13 protein-coding genes and 5 pseudogenes are annotated in these 16,450 nt (G+C 37.6%); 10 read left to right on the top strand and 8 right to left on the bottom strand.

Going from position 1 to position 16,450, the window contains the following annotated elements:
* Nucleotides 1-570 precede the first annotated feature (570 nt).
* Nucleotides 571-953, bottom strand: a pseudogene (locus SB775_RS18130) (transposase); the annotation flags it as partial.
* Nucleotides 954-1,451: 498 nt separating this feature from the next.
* On the opposite strand from SB775_RS18130, the gene SB775_RS18135 reads away from it, so the two are divergent.
* The 4 genes and pseudogenes from SB775_RS18135 to SB775_RS18150 form a co-directional block, all read left to right on the top strand.
* Nucleotides 1,452-1,658 carry a DUF1657 domain-containing protein gene (locus tag SB775_RS18135; protein WP_410862639.1) on the top strand — a complete coding sequence of 69 codons (207 nt, stop codon included), beginning with the start codon at nucleotides 1,452-1,454 and terminating at the stop codon, nucleotides 1,656-1,658.
* 385 nt (nucleotides 1,659-2,043) lie between these two features.
* Nucleotides 2,044-2,208: a hypothetical protein gene (locus SB775_RS18140; protein ID WP_410862641.1), complete on the top strand. Its 165-nt coding sequence runs from the start codon at nucleotides 2,044-2,046 to the stop codon at nucleotides 2,206-2,208.
* A 20-nt stretch (nucleotides 2,209-2,228) separates the two neighbouring features.
* Nucleotides 2,229-2,706 (top strand): annotated as a pseudogene (gene spoVAC / locus SB775_RS18145) (stage V sporulation protein AC).
* Nucleotides 2,706-3,183: pseudogene (locus tag SB775_RS18150) on the top strand (beta-ketoacyl-[acyl-carrier-protein] synthase family protein); the annotation flags it as partial. The pseudogenes spoVAC and SB775_RS18150, both read left to right, overlap by 1 nt.
* Before the next feature lie 502 nt (nucleotides 3,184-3,685).
* Here the strand turns inward: SB775_RS18150 and xerS are convergent.
* The 5 genes from xerS to SB775_RS18175 form a co-directional block, all read right to left on the bottom strand.
* Nucleotides 3,686-4,813, bottom strand: a complete 1,128-nt coding sequence (xerS, locus tag SB775_RS18155) for a tyrosine recombinase XerS (RefSeq protein ID WP_410862642.1) — start codon at nucleotides 4,811-4,813, stop codon at nucleotides 3,686-3,688.
* A 132-nt stretch (nucleotides 4,814-4,945) separates the two neighbouring features.
* Complete coding sequence (locus tag SB775_RS18160; protein WP_410862644.1) at nucleotides 4,946-5,107, bottom strand: hypothetical protein; 162 nt, start codon at nucleotides 5,105-5,107, stop codon at nucleotides 4,946-4,948.
* A 15-nt stretch (nucleotides 5,108-5,122) separates the two neighbouring features.
* A complete protein-coding gene (gene hepT, locus SB775_RS18165) occupies nucleotides 5,123-5,527 on the bottom strand; it encodes a type VII toxin-antitoxin system HepT family RNase toxin (protein WP_410862646.1) in 405 nt (134 codons plus the stop codon).
* Nucleotides 5,517-5,924 carry a type VII toxin-antitoxin system MntA family adenylyltransferase antitoxin gene (gene mntA / locus SB775_RS18170; protein ID WP_410862647.1) on the bottom strand — a complete coding sequence of 136 codons (408 nt, stop codon included), beginning with the start codon at nucleotides 5,922-5,924 and terminating at the stop codon, nucleotides 5,517-5,519. The genes hepT and mntA overlap by 11 nt, the downstream gene beginning before the upstream one ends.
* A 79-nt stretch (nucleotides 5,925-6,003) precedes the next feature.
* Complete coding sequence (locus tag SB775_RS18175) at nucleotides 6,004-6,138, bottom strand: hypothetical protein (protein ID WP_410862649.1); 135 nt, start codon at nucleotides 6,136-6,138, stop codon at nucleotides 6,004-6,006.
* A gap of 28 nt (nucleotides 6,139-6,166) precedes the next feature.
* On the opposite strand from SB775_RS18175, the gene SB775_RS18180 reads away from it, so the two are divergent.
* Together SB775_RS18180 and SB775_RS18185 are read left to right on the top strand one after the other, a co-directional pair.
* Complete coding sequence (locus SB775_RS18180) at nucleotides 6,167-6,574, top strand: hypothetical protein (protein ID WP_410862650.1); 408 nt, start codon at nucleotides 6,167-6,169, stop codon at nucleotides 6,572-6,574.
* Nucleotides 6,575-6,768: 194 nt separating this feature from the next.
* Complete coding sequence (locus SB775_RS18185) at nucleotides 6,769-6,972, top strand: hypothetical protein (RefSeq protein WP_410862652.1); 204 nt, start codon at nucleotides 6,769-6,771, stop codon at nucleotides 6,970-6,972.
* A 50-nt stretch (nucleotides 6,973-7,022) separates the two neighbouring features.
* On the opposite strand, the gene SB775_RS18190 is transcribed toward SB775_RS18185, so the two are convergent.
* Nucleotides 7,023-7,571 (bottom strand): SMI1/KNR4 family protein, encoded by a 549-nt coding sequence (locus SB775_RS18190; protein WP_410862654.1) that lies wholly within the window; start codon nucleotides 7,569-7,571, stop codon nucleotides 7,023-7,025.
* 24 nt (nucleotides 7,572-7,595) lie between these two features.
* A complete protein-coding gene (locus SB775_RS18195; RefSeq protein ID WP_410862655.1) occupies nucleotides 7,596-8,567 on the bottom strand; it encodes an HNH endonuclease signature motif containing protein in 972 nt (323 codons plus the stop codon).
* Between the two features lie 467 nt (nucleotides 8,568-9,034).
* Between SB775_RS18195 and SB775_RS18200 the strand changes: the two are divergent.
* From SB775_RS18200 to SB775_RS18215, 4 genes and pseudogenes are all read left to right on the top strand, one after another.
* Nucleotides 9,035-10,066: pseudogene (locus SB775_RS18200) on the top strand (IS110 family RNA-guided transposase); the annotation flags it as partial.
* Nucleotides 10,067-10,745: 679 nt separating this feature from the next.
* On the top strand, nucleotides 10,746-11,408 hold the full coding sequence (locus SB775_RS18205; RefSeq protein ID WP_410862656.1) for a GntR family transcriptional regulator: 663 nt from the start codon (nucleotides 10,746-10,748) through the stop codon (nucleotides 11,406-11,408).
* Between the two features lie 687 nt (nucleotides 11,409-12,095).
* Nucleotides 12,096-14,693 (top strand): carbohydrate-binding protein, encoded by a 2,598-nt coding sequence (locus tag SB775_RS18210; RefSeq protein WP_410862657.1) that lies wholly within the window; start codon nucleotides 12,096-12,098, stop codon nucleotides 14,691-14,693.
* Between the two features lie 358 nt (nucleotides 14,694-15,051).
* Nucleotides 15,052-16,295 (top strand): annotated as a pseudogene (locus SB775_RS18215) (IS110 family RNA-guided transposase).
* Nucleotides 16,296-16,450: the final 155 nt, after the last annotated feature.

Below are 16,450 nucleotides of genomic sequence, written 5' to 3' on the forward strand. Positions count from 1 at the left end.
TTAATTGCTGTTTCCGATCTTAAGACCATTACCACATGCCCATCAAGCGAAGGCAAACATCGAGAAAACGTTGCATTTTAATTTTTTATAAATAAAAATATTTGCACTGTAATCAATATGTGGATTTTGCCTGTACTGGGAAATGTTACAAGCTCCCATAATGTAATAAAACAGGAATGAGTTGTACCCCGTCGTAAAAGTACATCTCGAACAGTGGAATTTATTATCAAAACAGCCGTTATTAACGTCCTTATATAGTAATGATATAGGAACACGGTGTAAAATTGCGAATATATTTAATAAATAATGAACAAACTAATTACAGCGTGAGAAACTCCTTGGAGTTCCTTTCCTTTTTTATCTAAAAATACCTTCTAATATTAATTAGGAGGTATTTTTATTTTTGTTTCTCCTAAGGGATTTTGGAAAAGTCTTGGCTACTTAAGTCCTCTGAATATAAAAATTTGTTTGATTTAGTGTTGACAATCCAAAATGTCCTTTAATTCAACCTTAATCTTACGTGTTCAGTACGCCTTACGGGCTTTATCAAAAATGGCGTTTGTGATCGTTTTCTGAGGTTCGTTCTTTTGCCTCGTAGTAATAAGTACTCCGTGAAAGCTCTAGGACGCCACACATTGCTGATACCGAGTATTTATCTTTGTTCCGTTTAATGACATTTACTTTCGTCCTAGTATCAGCGCGGCTTGCTTATTCTCCATCTGTAACTTCTTCAGTTCTTTTCGTAGTTTAATAAGTTCTTGTTCCTCAGGTGAACGGTTATCTTTTTCTTCAAAAGAACCTGTGTTTTCACTATGTTGTATCCACCGGTCTAAAGAAGAAGGAGTAAGTTCATATTCTTCAATAAGAGACTTACGGTTTTTTCCATTTTGGTAGAGCTGAATGATCTGTTGTTTAAATTCGGAAGTCAACGTACGGCGTTCTCGCTTGGTCATATTGAGTTCTCCTTTATCTGTAGTGTGTTAAGTGTATCTGCCCTTAAAACTTCTGTCCAGATAAGTGTAGACGTTTCAATCGCTCAAATTAGAAATAAAAATACTTTTAAGGGACAAATTAAGAAAGTTCAATTATAAAAAGTTATAAGGAGCTAGTGATATGCAATTACCCGAAGACGTTAAAAATTTTTTAGGAATAAATTCAGCTAGGCATAAAACAGAAGAGCTAGGTATAGATCCATGCTTTTCACAACTCATAATACATAAAGAGATACATGGGAATAGGGTATTCGTCCCATTAGATTTAAAGAGAGTTTGGAATCGTTTATAACAACACAAAGAGCAGCCGTCTGGATGTAAAACGGTTGCTCTTTTTATACTCTTAGACTTTTACTTCGTAATAATTTTATATTATATGGAAGAATTTTGAGTACATATAAAACCTTTTTTTCTCCATTCTAAAAGAGTAATAATTTTTTGAAAAAGGAGGCGTTATTCATGACAGTAATCACTAACGTTAAGACAACTCTTGCAGGGTTGAAAAGTGCTCAAGCTAGCTTTGAAACCTTCTCTCTTGGTACAGACAACGAACAAGCAAAGCAGCTTTACCAGGATGCTGCAAAACAAACTCAATCCATTATAGACACCATTGAACCACGTATTCAACAAATCGAACAAGAAGAACCCCAATACAAACAACAATAATGTAAAAGCTAGGGAAGGTTGGTTGAGTGTTAACCAACCTTTTTTGCCTTCCATGATAATAAAATAAAGGGGTGATCTTATGAAAGAAAAATAAACCAATTCATCATGTTTCTTTTATTACTAACTGTTATCGGTTAGGTTCAGGATGTAATAGAAATCAAACTCAATCCGGTGAGGACCATGAGGATCTTAGTATTTCACAGGTACATATAAGCAAGCCCATCAATCAATCCGTGGCGAATCAAGCAAAAAAGAAGGTCATCACAGAGGAAGACATTTCGGATGTGAAGGCTGTGAATACGGATAAGAGCTATTAATAGCGATAAAAGTCGAAAACTTTGAGCGTTTTCGATTAAAGAAAATCGAAAAGAACGTGAAATCAGACTTGGAAAAAGAGTATCCTGATCGTAAAATCTTGGTATCGACCGATTTAAAAATGTATTTGGAACTTGATCAATTAGAACAAAAAATCCAAAAGGATAACACAAAACGGAAGAAATTAGAAAAGGACTTTAATAAAATCAAAAGTCTGATGAAAGAACAAACCTAAGGAGAAAGAGGAGTCGAACCATGTCGAATAAACAAAAGAAACAATTGACACCTGTTCAACAAGAATATCAAAGGATTCAAAAACACCGGGAAACAAAGAGACCAGTAGTTAAAAATTGCATAAAAGCATTTTTAACAGGGGGCCTTATTTGTCTGATCGGGCAGCTCATTTCCGCGTTTTTTATTTATTATTTTGATTTCACCGACCAAACAGCTGGAAATCCAACTATAGGGACTTTAGTTTTTATTACGATGCTTCTTACAGGTTTCGGTGTCTATGATTGCATGGCTCAATTTGGAGGCCGGGACGGCTGTACCGGTTACTGGTTTTGGCAATGCCGTCATTTCAGCAGCGATTGAACACCGAACCGAAGGGTTCGTATTAGGGGTAGGCGGTAATATGTTTAAACTGGCAGGATCGGTGATTCTATTTGGCGTCTTTTCTGCGTTTGTCATCGCCTTGATTAAAACAATTCTTATACAGTGGGGTGGCTTGTAATGTTAGAAGGTCATCGTAAATGGGTCTTCGAACAAAAGCCCGTGATTGTTTCTACAGGTACAGTGGGAGGGCCGTTTGAAGCAGATGGAGCTATCGCGAAAGATTTGATCTTCTGCATGATGATTTATGGCTCGGTCAGGATTCCTATGAAAAAGCTCATAAAATATTTTTTGAAGAAGCTTGTCAAAATCCATGGAAAAAGGGGGGATTCAAAAGGAACAGGTTCAGTTTCTCCTAGCCGGGGATCTTGGTCAGATTGGCCATGAAGTGTCCCTGGATTTATTTAAAAAGCATGGAACCCCTATTAGTGAAAACCAGTATCAGGACTGCGGATTAATGATTTATCGGGAAGGGCAACCGGTTTTGGCAGGAGGTAGTGGTGCGGGGTGTTCAGCAACAGTCGTCTATGGTCATTTATTAAACCGAATGAAAAAAGGTGAATGTAAAAGAATGTTAGTGGTGGCAACGGGGGCCTTATAATCATACGTGCTTATTGGAAGTTAATTCAATTAAAAGAATCCGTGTATTTATAATCAATCTTTTTTATAAAAATCTCTATAACCTATAAAAATGAAATCCACATTTTGATAATTTTGTTCAAAATGTGTGGGTTTCTTCTATTATAAATTCGGCTTTTGCAGCACACTTTTGATCAAACTTTACTTTAATCCTACAGTTAGAATCAGTAATCGGTTGTACATTTCGAATTGATTATAATTCGAAATACGACATTGAAGCACAGGATTTTTAATAAAAGATACCGAATAACATAAAGAACTTTATGCAAATCTTTATGTTTAAATAAGATACAGCGTCTATATTTTGATTTTCCAGGTTCCAGGGATGAAATATTGGGTCACCAACTTCACTTGATAGTCGATCCCTCTTCACAGACGATTCATAAGGATAAAAGATTATTCACCAGAGAAGGTTCTTTCAAAACAAAAAGAGAAGGCTAGAAAATCTTCTCTTTTTTCTTTTAATCCTTTTCACGATAATTGGTTCTTCTCTCTCCCAGGAGTTTCGCAGCCTTTTTAGCCTTCTCTTGCTCAGGGTTTGTATATAGGGCAGCCGTTGTGGTTGAAGTATGACCCAGTTGAGTCATCAGCAAATGGATGTCTCCTGACTGCTCCATTAAGTTCGTTCCATAAGTATGCCTAAGTTTGTGTGGGGACATCGATTTATTGGACTTAAATGCCTTCGTGTACTTCTTTACTAGTGCCTCAATCGCGCGGTTGGAAAGTGGGGTCGCTCCATCATTCACTCTAGTCAAGAATACATAGGCCGTATCATCGTTTGATCCCCTATAACGTTCCGATCGCACAGCTAGGTAATCTTTTATGTCCTGCATGGACGGAGGAGAGACTGCCACAACATCCTTTTTTCCACCCTTACGTAAAACGTGTATTTGTTTTTCTTCGAAATCCAAGTCACGTAGCCTTAAGTTGGATAACTCGTTCACCCGGATACCGCTTCCTAAGAAAAGGGATAAAATTGCAAAATCACGTTCTTTGTCCCTTTTAAAATAAATGAGTTTCCTGGATTTTCCAGGTAGCTCCTTTTCATAATTATGCTTCACGAATTCAAGAAACCGAGCATCTTCATCATTGTGAAAAATCTTTGTAGATATTCTAGAAGCTCGTGCCCCTAATGTCTCTTTCACTTTATTCACTTCAATTTTCAGCATAACATTTCGATAGAAGTAAGGTTCGCCTTCATCATTTTCGGTCTGAGTCGTTAAATACTTGAAAAGGGAACGTAATGCTGAAATTTTCCGATTGACTGATACCTTTTCTGCCTTTTTTGTTTCCTTTTTATTGATGGGAATATTTCTCCGTTCCAAAAATTTTATAAAGGATTGGGCTTCGACTAATTTTAACTTTTCCAGCACGGACAGAGGAATATCCTTAATATGTTTGTCTTCAGCAATGCCTTCGGCAATCAGCCATTCCAAAAACAATTTATAATCAAGAACGTAATTCAAAAGGGTGGAAGGGGAACGGGTATCCAATTTATTATCAACATATTCAACGATGTAGAAAGGCATGGACTTAACCAGCTGTTCCAATTTCTGCTCATGGACTTGATGTTGTCTGGTATTGGCCATTGGTAAACTCCTTTATAAAGTTCTATTTCTGCGTAAAATTCAATTTTTACGAATAGTTGTTTACATAATTATGTTATGTTCAAGTTACTAACTTACGTAACAGCCCAGCACGGAAGGGTAGGACTGAAATAATTAACTTTTCACAGGAATTTTTACATACTCATATTTTTCTGGATTTTGAAGTTTATGATTTTCGATAGCAGCTTCAGCAACATCTTTCGTTTCAAAGATTTTATCTACCTTGATTGTTTCTTTATTTGTCTGGAGATCATAAACACGGATTTTGTAATTCATCATAAAACTCCTTTATTAAAATTTGAGGATTTGTTTTGTATAGTCAGTGAAATCCTCAAGATGGTTCGCAACAATTTGCTGCAAAATGTCTATATTAACCGTCTGGTAATCATGAACGGCAATGTTTCTAAAACCCACCATGGCCTTTAATCGTTTAACAGTATTTTCGTCAATAATTAAAGCCCCATGAAGCATATCAAAAGCATCTCTGCTGGTTTGAGGCAATCCCAATTTCCGTTCAGCTACAATATGCATAGCCAAGTCGATTGACGCTTCGCAGGCCCTTTGAATATTAAGTATAATGGAGTCTTGTTTAGTAAAGTCTTTTAGACTTCCAGCATCGTTGGCATATACTTCGCGAACGCGGTTCATGCAACGCTCTATTACACTAATTTTATTCAAAATCACATCATTCTTCATAAATGCTCCCACTTTCTCCTATTTTTTTTAAGATATTTTCACGTTCCTCATTCAATTTTGCGTACATGCTTAGAGCAGTCATTTGTTGGTTTTTAAGAAGTGTGTCATCTTTCGAATAAATCACAGTACCAGTTGTGTAAATCTGTGCTTGAAAAACGGTTGATGCTGATCTTAGATTAATCAGGTCCACATCTATTTTAAGGATATCGGCCAGTTCCTGGGCCAATAAAAATAACTCATATGTAATATGTGAAGAATCTTCACTGTAGAACGCTACATCAATGTCACTATCCTTATGTGTAGTGTTCTTCGCGTAAGAACCAAACACGATGATAAAGGAAGGATCAATTTGGCCTATTAGGAACTCTTTAATACTTTGAAACATTTCTGTTTTCATAAGACACGCTCCCTAATGATAATATGAATATTATACCAAACGTCTATTCCTATGTCCATTTGTTCGTAAAATGAGTATTTTACGCAAAGATAAGTTGAACCTCTTTCTCTAAAGCACGTGCTCTATTCATGTTACCTTTTCCAATATACTTTTTCTCACTTTTAAATTTTATAACATATGTTCCAGGTCCTTTTTTGCATTTTCTTGTATCCACCGTAAACCTTCCTTGCCTTTTTATTCAAATGAAGAATAATAAACATCCTATAACTGACGTATATCTTCATCCTGATTTAATTCCTGTGGATATACGTCCTTTGGCAATGTCAATGACTAGACAACAATTTACTGAATTCTATAGTGGTTACTTAAAAGTTGTAAAGGATGCTTTGGAGGATCCATATCGACCTAAAAAGGCTTTAAGATACGCATTGCAGGACTGGAGTCGATTAGACTTCTTTTCAATGAGTAGGCTGTTACCCAAGGTAAAACGAGATTACCGGTTTGTTTATAAATATGACTCAGACGAAACTTCCTTTTATAAATTAGCTGGTGGTTTAAGGAACGCTAAAGGTGTTAACGGTGATAGCATTTATTATAAAGCTCAAAACAGGGACAAGTCTGAAGAAGTTTGGGAAAAAGAAGAACAATAGATTTATTGCTAAACTAATATAGTTATACCAGGGATTTCTCTGGTTTTTATTTACCTACATCACTCTTTCAACTAAATTGGTATTATGTTGAAAGAGTGGATTTTTAAATATTTGTCCCCTTCTTTGCAAAATGTGACACAAAAGTGATGCCTTTCCATGTTATGCTTTTAACAAACAAATAAGGAGCTGCATACATGATTAATAAATATGCCTTCATTTTACTTGCTGGCTTAATGTTAATTGGTTGTTCTTCTCAATCAAATGTAAAGGCATCTAAAGAAAAGACTTCTAAAGAAGAATCTGAACTAAACGATCCCTCAGACGTTATTTATGAAACAGACAAAACTAAAAATCCTAAACACAAACAAACAGTGATACTTGACATCGAATCCAAATAGTAATCAAAAAGAGCGACTGCATTTAATTAGCAATCGCTCTTTTATTTATTTTACCTGGTTCTATAGTAGTTTTCAGCTGTGTATATAGGCCAGCTCCAAAACGGCACACCTTGCGAAATAATGTAGCGGTCTAAGAAGATTTCAAAGTTAAGGTTTAAAGTTTTTATATCTGTAAATTCCAAAATGTTAAGGTAATTCGGATCCCCACTCTTTAGTTTTTCAATATCTAATATTAGATAGCAATCTTCCAATAGGTGTGCAATAGGAATCCCATGTTCACTTATATATTCAACTTCTTGAGTTTCTTTTATGTCATCTAAGCTAAATAAATGAAGACCGCCTCCTATGTTAACACCGTCGTCATCGACTGATTCATATATTCTTGCTCCATTATGGAGTGTCAAGAACGCTTTGTAGTCTTCAGGAAGCTTGATATCGTGTTCACTTTCAAACTTTTCAACTTCATTTGACTTTATTGGTGGGTTAAAAGAACACGAAACGCTATAGACTTCCCCTTCCTCTGATAATGACTTCATTTGGTCTTTGTTATCCAACAATTTCTTTAATCCGGACAATGTATTTTGTACAAAATGACTCAATTCACTAATCCCCTCCATTATTAATTAATATGAAGCCCACCAAGGAGTTACTGTTTGTTGATGGAGTTCTTTTGGCAATGGGAATAAATTAGACATCGAATTTGTTCCGCCATATTTTAATGGCAATTCATGATGTATTTCAGCACCCGGCCATTTTGGTCCCCATTTTGGATCTCCATATGTTTTAATATACCATGGCATAAATTTATCCTTAAGTTTACTATCTCTCTTAGTTCGATCTTTTTCTGGTACTACCTTTATATCAGATTTTGTTGGAGTCCACATACTCGTTCTATTGTGTGAATTGTATATTTCAGGGTAAGCCTTCGTCTTTTTATTAACTAATACCTCTTCTGTTTCCCCCTCATTAGTTCGTGTACCAATACCACTCCAGGCTGCCGTAGTTTTATGAAGGCTCTTGTAGAAATTCGTCGTTTTATTGTTGTAAGTTTTTGATGATTTTTTACCAACTTTTATTTCTGCACCTGTCCACTCCGTATCAAATTTGGTTACTTGAGTATATTTACCATACTGATTTTTACCTGAATAAAGTTTTCCACCTGTCCATATGGTATGTGGTTTTTTTCCGGTCATTACTTCAATTTTAGATGACATGGTAATAGTTCCTTTGTTACCAACATATAACGTTTCATGGGCTACTCTCAGATAATTAGCTGGTGCTTTAGCTTTAGCTGACATTCCATTACTATTAGACTCACCTTTTTTAGTATATATGGTAGTTTTCTTCTGATTTTTAAAATACTCTTTCTCTACTAATTTTTGAAATTCACGCGACTCTTTAGCGGTTAAACTTCTTGTTGCACCTTTACTATCTACTGCAAGGTCTTCATACTCTTTCTCCTTAACTACTTTAGGGTCGGATACAATAAAACCATCATTACTTATTGTGGCAGCACTAGCACTATCTCCGCCAAAAGGAAAGAACATGCGTAAAACAAAAACAAATGCTAACAAAACTCCGGTAAACTTCTTCAACTTAATCATACTCCTTTTTGTAAATATTTTCTAACTTTGTATATATTCAGGTAAAATCTTCCTAATTCCTTTTAATTTCGATAAAAAATCTAAACTAAATATATGTTTTTAAATAGGGATTTGTTACTTTTTGTAGAATGTCTTTGAGAAATTTTCATATTTAGAAAAGGTAAAGTATAGAATTGACGTTCTTAGACTAAAGGGTTTTATTAAGAATGTAATTTACCTCACAAGTTTTACCTTCACACCTCCCGTGAATCCAACTTAATTAAACCTACATTTACCTTAGTTCGACATTTTATTTTCCTCCCTCACACAATTAAGAAGACAGCCACCCCCGGCTGTCTTTTTTATCTCTATTAATTTATGAGAGCAGGTATCTTATGAACAAAACAAGAAAGAAAACAATTGGTGAAATGACAAATAGCCGGATGCGCTGGGGCCTGTGATCCGTCCACTCGTGTTAACCTACCGGTCATTATTGGATGAACCCTTCAAAGTGGCTAGTCAAACAAAACATGGATGTCGTTACGGTCAATCCTCACCATGTCAAAAGAAACAAAGAAAATCGTGATAATACGCAATCCAAAAGTCATAAAAAAGATGCCCTTGTCATCGCTGATATGGTGAAGAATGGCTATTATGCCTTCGTTCGTTCCACTTCAGAATCATTTGAAAAACTTCGTGTCCTTATGGCTAACCGAGATGTGATCGTTAAACGTCTTGTTAGCTCCATCAACCAAATTAATCGCTGGGTGGATGTTGTCTTTCCCGAGCTCCGGCAAGTGTTTAAAGACGTATCATGTAAAGGGGCAATCGCAACCCTACGCCTCTTTCCTACCCCAGCTGAATTATGTTCCTTACAGCCTCAAGATATCGTAACCGGGTGGAAATCATGTATGAAGCGACATTCCGGGCATAAAAAAGCCCGTTCCCCGCTTGCATTGGCCAAACGTTCAATTGGTACGAAACAGGCCCTTGATGCGTATAAACTTCACTTGGAACAGTTAGTAGAGGAATATGATCTCGCTTCATCCCAACTCGAAAGAGTGACGCAAGAAGTCACAAACGTCTTGAAACAGATTCCATTCGTTAAGCAAATACTTGCCATTAAAGGAATCAGCGAGATTTCACTGGCGGGCATCTTAGGAGAAGCTGGAGATCTGAGTGGGTTCGCTCTCGGGAATGCGCTCCTTCGTCATGCAGGATTGCATCTCGCTGAGGCAAGCTCTGGGAAGTGGAAAGGCCAAATTGTTCTTTCCAAACGTGGAAGATCACGCCTGCGGCGTTACCTCTTCCTTGCGACCATGAGTCTAGTGATGAATAACCCTGAGTTTAAAGCCCTACACTCGAATAATGTTAAGGTGAAGAAGATTAAGAAAATGAAATCCATCATGAAACTTTGTGGAAAACTCGCCCGTGTCTTAGTAGGGATTGCTCGTAATGGCTCTGTCTATAAACCGGAAATGGTATTCCCTCTTGAACAACTAACAGCGTAAATTTACAATCACATTGTTTTTACGAAAGTTGGCTTATTCGTAGGATTTCAAAAAAAGCACGAAGTACTGGATATATAGAACAAAAGGGCAATGACCCGTTCCGTTAGCAAAACCAGCCTCCACCCCTTGGATAGGCATGACGAAGGAATGAAAGGGCATATGATTATGACCCGTTGAGACATGGGAGGGAAAGCCTCCAGGGGCAGCGTGGAAAATGCGCGCAGTATATGTAATAATATGGGATTTTTGACAGATCCCCTATTTCACTCTGCCCTCATCTTATCAAAACGGTCCTATCTCTTTCGTTCATCTAAAGCAACCTATACCATGTGGTTTGAAATCCTGCGAATAAGCGAGTATTCGTGAGCATTATCTATTAAACTGAGGGAGTTCTATAAGAAGAAGTAAAAAAAGATAAAACAGCTTGGTAATACTCGTAATGTAGCAAAAGGGCAGCTTAGTAGGCTTAATGACAGAGTACTTGCTGTAGACCGCAAAATATAGTTTTCATCCATTAATAAATAGATTAACTTAACATAGTGATTATTAAAATTATTAAGGGAATGTAATTTATGAAACGAAATTGGAATAACAATTAGTTGATAGAACACTTTGGTGTAGCCCCAAGGAAGAAAATAATGTAAAAAGCATTTGATGTTTGGGAGGGAATTTGCAGAAAATGAAACTTGATACAAGTAAAGAGGCGGCACCTCTCTATATTCAGGTGAAGAGAGAGATCAAGAAGAAAATCGAAAACAAGGTTTGGAATCCAGGTGATAAAATTCCTTCTGAATTAGTGCTTTGTAAAACCTATGACGTCAATAGAATTACTGTTAGGGAAGCTATCAATGAATTAGTTTGGGAAGAGTACTTAGTGCGAAAAAGACCGACAGGTACTTTCGTATTAGATCAAAACGAGCAGATTGAAGAAAAAAATAACTATTATACGTATGTTAGAGGCTTCACCTTTGAAATGAATGAACTAGGTAAAAAAGCAACTACTAAAAGAGCAAAGATATCAATAGTCCAAGCAGACCAGCATGTTGCGAAGCAATTAAATATTTCTGCAGGGGAAAATGTATATGAGATAAGACGGGTACGAGGTACCGAAGATAATGTAATGGTCTATTTTAAAACGTTTATTAAAACAACTGTTATTTTACCAACAGACCCAAAGGATTATTATGGATCGTTATCCAAAATGTTAAATGAAAAAGGTATTCACATTTCGAAGATTAAAGAATATCTAGAAGCAGTAAAGCCAACGGAAGAAGTAATAAGGGAATTAAATATTGCAGAAGATACTCCAGTCCTAAAACGGGTAAAAAAAAACCTTTTGTAAAGATATTGATTTTGCAGAATATACAGAATGCTATTATATTGGAGACCAGTATCGTTATTATATTGACCTTAATTCGACCATTAAGGAGAAATTCTAAAATTTCAAAAAAATGTATGACAATAGATATTTGGTATTCTATTGTCATAATATTATGATGTCGAATAGCAGTGAACAAAAAATGCAGATAAAGGGAATTAGCCTATATTTTACAATACGTTTGTTATTTTGAATATTCGTTAAATCCTGTCTACACAGGATTTAAATTTTGGATTCTATTGTTATAACATAATATCAATATATCGATATTACAAAATGTTTACATTGGATTTAAACTCTATAAATATTTATCACTTACCATTAAGCAGAAAAGCAAATTTGATTCTGAAGGGGGGGAAAATAATGTTCGGCCGTTTGTAAAAAAGTTGCACCGTTTATAAAAAGGATTGATTAAACCCAGTACATATTTTATAAGAACATTGATAAATCAAGATTTATCAATGTTTTTTTATCGAACTTTATTCTAAAAATGTGGTCAACATGAGAGGATTAAAGGATTTGATCAATCTTTTTTCAAAAAATAAACTACGTCGTATTGATAAGTCAATGTTCATAGCGGATTTTTAATCGAAATTTTTTACTAGGCAACAAAGGGAGAGAGAAAAAATAAAAAAAATCAAGGGAGATGTTATGGTTACTTTAACGAAGTTTAACAAGTCATTATTTTCATTTATCCTGATAGTTGGATTCCTACTCAGCATCAGTGTTGGCAATATGCCGGTGCATGCAGCAAGCGATGCATATAGTCTAACAGAAGCAGAAAGCTTTAGTTCCAAGTCGGGTGCCTACCTTAAAGTCGAAGCTTGCCCAGATGGTGGACAATGTATAGGAGGTACTAATGACAACCAGTATTTAGTATATAACAATATTGACTTTGGTAGCGACGTTAATGGCGCTACGAAATTTAGTGCAAGACTTTCAGTTAAGGGATCAAATGCAGGGGGAAATATTGAAGTATGGATTGACGGTCCGACCAGCGCGAATGGTAAAAAAGTGGGGACACTTACTGCCGCAGCTACCGCACCGGATAACTGGAATGTCTATAAAACTATGTCAACCGATATTACTGAAGTTACAGGAAGTCATGATGTATACCTTGTAGTAAAGGTAGCGGCGGGAAAAACATATGTAGCCAACCTCAACTGGTTTCAGTTTTCAAAGACATTGAACAGCATTGAGCTTACAAAACCACCAGCAAAGACTGTATACCGTATTGGAGAGAGCCTTGATCTTACGAGTATGAAAGTCACCGGCACCTACATTGACGGTTCGACTAGGATGGAGGAAGTCAGAGCTTCCGACGTAAGCGGATTCAACAGTTCAACTGCAGTGGCCAGCCAACCACTGACCGTCACAGTACGCGATAAGACAACAACTTATCCAGTAGAAATAAAGGGGAAGATACTAACAAGCATCACAGCACCTGCAGCGATTACTGGTGTAGTAAACGGAACAGCACCTAAAGCGGTGGCCCTTGGATTGCCTAGCACAGTAGCACTGGTGACCGACGGCGGTAATTTGAATGCACCTGTAACCTGGAATATAAATGCATCAGGCTATGATCCTTCCGTAAAAACCGAGCAGAGTTTCACGGTAAAGGGAACAGTAGATCTGCCTACAGGGGTTACAAATCCGGATAATGTAGCATTGTCAACAAGCACCAATGTTACGGTTCTTGCTTCAACAACACCTGACAAGGATACTAGTTATAAATTCAGCTTTATGTCCATTTCTGATACACATGCAAATGTACAAGGGGATATCGCCGATGTCAGACTTGACAATGCATTGCAGGACGCAGTTAGCAATAATGTGCAATCCGTTAGCGTTGGTGGAGATCTTACTGAATATGGCACAGATGCACAATATAATACATTAATGAAAACAATGAACAAATATCCTCAACTTGATCCCAACTATATTTTAGGGAACCATGATGTAAGGTGGATGGGAGGATTTGAAACTGCTAAAAACAGATTTTTGACACATACTGGTATGCCAGATGTTTATTATGATAAGTGGATAAGCGGATACCACTTCATCTATTTGGCAACGGAGACTGATGATAAAGACAGTGCATATATATCGGATACCCAGATGAAGTGGTTAAGCGAGAAGTTGGCAGAGAACGCAAGTAAAGACAAACCGATATTTCTCTTCCTTCATCAGCCACTAGATAATACCGTATATGAGGAATATCCTTGGGATCCTTATCAAAGTGATGAGGTACAGGATCAAAAGTTAAAGGACATTATTGGAAAATATCCTCAAAGCGTTTTCTTAACGGGACATATACATTATCCTCTCACGTTACCGGGTACTTTCTATAACAAACAGTACTTTACAATGATGAGAGATGGAGCTATCAAGGATTCAGGTCAAGGCTTGATTTTAGATGTTTATGCCGACAGAGTGGTAATAAATGGAAGGGACTTCTCGAAAAAAAGTACGGTAACTACCTGGACCATAAATAATTACACGGCGGATGCACTAGCAGCAGATAAACAAGCGCCTACCGCACCAACCAATGTCTCAACGAAAGTAGTAACGGACAAGATGGCAATGCTGTCATGGGATGCAGCTACAGATAATTTTACGGGTAATGTAGGTGTTACAGGCTACGATATTTATAATGGAAAGAAACTGATTGGATCCACAACAGGGCGTACGAACTATAAAGTGACAGGACTGAAAGCAAAAAAGAAATATCAATTTACTGTAAAAGCCAGGGATGCAGCAGGAAATGTTTCAGCGGCCAGCAGCCCATTAAAAGTTACCACTTTAGCTTTCGATCCTGCTCCGGTAAATTTGGTTCTGAATAAGGAGGTTACAGCCAACGGAGGTGTGGCGGGATACGAACCGTCCAAGGCAGTAGATGGATCGGCTGAAAGCGGCCGAAAGTGGTCTTCCAATACGACCGGGGACAAATGGCTGATGGTCGATCTTGGAGGAAATTATGATATAAGCAGGTGGGTAGTAAAGCATGCTGGAGTAGGCGGAGAGACCTTATCCCTGAATACAAAAAATTATAAGCTTCAGGGAAGTCTGGATGGAACCACCTGGACTGACCTAGATTCAGTAGAAGGAAACGTTTCGAACAGCACGGACAGGTATATAACGAAATCCACCGCAAGGTATGTAAGGCTTTATATTACGACGCCGCAAAATTATGCGGAAACTGGAACAGCAAATATTTATGAATTTGAAGTCTATGGGCGGAAACAATGATGTTCTGCTATCGGGTGTCGACAACAGCAAGACAACGGTGACACTCGATCTATAAACAAATCAGACGACCAATTGTATGGTCGTCTGTTTGTCTATTAGGGGTAGAAGGAGCTAAGCTACGATATCGCAAACTAGGTTCCGAATTTTGGAAGTGAATATCTAAATTAGTGGACGAAGGTATTTTCGGTGGCGAAATATGTTTAATGGTGAGTTAAACTGACCTGTTGTTCTTCAACTAACGGGTGCGTTAGCATTCCTGTAGATCGTTAAATATCAGGTTTGAAAAAAATAGAGCCCCTCAGTAAGATATGAGTATAGAGTCCAATCTAACTCAAAATCTTAAGGAGGAAGCCCTACTATGAATTTTAAAATGCAAAACAAACAAAATCAACTAATTGAAAGAATTTCGGATCAACATCTAGTTGTTGGTGTGGATATTGCCCAACACGTACACGTGGCCCGTGCTGTAAACTATCGGGGCATTGTGGTCGGGAAACCTTTGTCTTTTGAAAATAACGAAGAGGGTTTTACTAGCTTACTAAACTGGATCAAGGAACTAAAACACCTGAAAAACTTAGACACCACGATAATCGGAATGGAACCTACCGGTCATTATTGGATAAACCTTTCAAAGTGGCTAGTCAAACAAAACATGGATGTCGTCACGGTCAATCCTCACCATGTCAAAAGAAACAAAGAAAATCGTGATAATACGCAATCCAAAAGTGATAAAAAAGATGCCCTTGTCATCGCTGATATGGTGAAGAATGGCTACTATGCCTTCGTTCGTTCCACTTCAGAATCATTTGAAAAACTTCGTGTCCTTATGGCTAACCGAGATGTGATCGTTAAGCGTCTTGTTAGCTCCATCAACCAAATTAATCGCTGGGTGGATGTTGTCTTTCCCGAGCTCCGGGAAGTGTTTAAAGACGTATCATGTAAAGGGGCAATCGCAACCCTACGCCTCTTTCCTACCCCAGCTGAATTATGTTCCTTACAGCCTCAAGATATCGTAACCGGGTGGAAATCATGTATGAAGCGACATTCCGGGCATAAAAAAGCCCATTCCCTGCTTGCGTTGGCCAAGCGTTCAATTGGTACGAAACAAGCCCTTGATGCGTATAAACTTCACTTGGAACAGTTATTAGAGGAATATGATCTCGCTTCATCCCAACTCGAAAGAGTGACGCAAGAAGTCACAAACGTCTTGGAAAAGATCCCATTCGTTAAGCAAATACTTGCCATTAAAGGAATCAGTGAGATTTCACTGGCGGGCATCTTAGGCGAAGCTGGAGATCTGAGTGGGTTCGCTCACGGGAATGCGCTCCTTCGTCATGCAGGATTGCATCTCGCTGAGGCCAGCTCTGGGAAGTGGAAAGGCCAAATTGTTCTTTCCAAACGTGGAAGATCATGAGTCTGGTGATGAATAACCCTGAGTTTAAAGCCCTACACTCAAACAACGTTAAAGTGAAGAAGATTAAGAAAATGAAATCCATCATGAAACTATGTGGAAAACTCGCCCGTGTCCTAGTAGGGATTGCTCGTAATGGCTCTGCCTATAAACCGGAAATGGTCTTCCCTCTTGAACAACTAGCAGCGTAAATTTACATTCACATTATTATTAACGAAAGTTGGCTTATTCGTAGGATTTCAAAGAAAGCACGAAGTACCGGATATATAGAACAAAAGGGCAATGACCCGTTCCGTTAGCAAAACCGGCCTCCACCCCTTGGATAGGCATGACGAAGGAATGAAAG

The sequence above is a fragment of the Peribacillus sp. SIMBA_075 genome, from assembly GCF_046534585.1.

Bases quoted from the DNA above. Each gene is read 5' to 3' on its own strand.
- SB775_RS18185 (WP_410862652.1), top strand. From the start codon at position 6,769: ATGATTAATAAATATGCCTTCATTTTACTTGCTGGCTTAATGTTAATT.
- SB775_RS18180 (WP_410862650.1), top strand. From the start codon at position 6,167: ATGAAGAATAATAAACATCCTATAACTGACGTATATCTTCATCCTGAT.
- mntA (WP_410862647.1), bottom strand. From the start codon at position 5,924: ATGAAAACAGAAATGTTTCAAAGTATTAAAGAGTTCCTAATAGGCCAA.
- SB775_RS18205 (WP_410862656.1), top strand. From the start codon at position 10,746: ATGAAACTTGATACAAGTAAAGAGGCGGCACCTCTCTATATTCAGGTG.
- SB775_RS18160 (WP_410862644.1), bottom strand. From the start codon at position 5,107: ATGAATTACAAAATCCGTGTTTATGATCTCCAGACAAATAAAGAAACA.
- SB775_RS18210 (WP_410862657.1), top strand. From the start codon at position 12,096: ATGGTTACTTTAACGAAGTTTAACAAGTCATTATTTTCATTTATCCTG.
- xerS (WP_410862642.1), bottom strand. From the start codon at position 4,813: ATGGCCAATACCAGACAACATCAAGTCCATGAGCAGAAATTGGAACAG.
- SB775_RS18135 (WP_410862639.1), top strand. From the start codon at position 1,452: ATGACAGTAATCACTAACGTTAAGACAACTCTTGCAGGGTTGAAAAGT.
- hepT (WP_410862646.1), bottom strand. From the start codon at position 5,527: ATGAAGAATGATGTGATTTTGAATAAAATTAGTGTAATAGAGCGTTGC.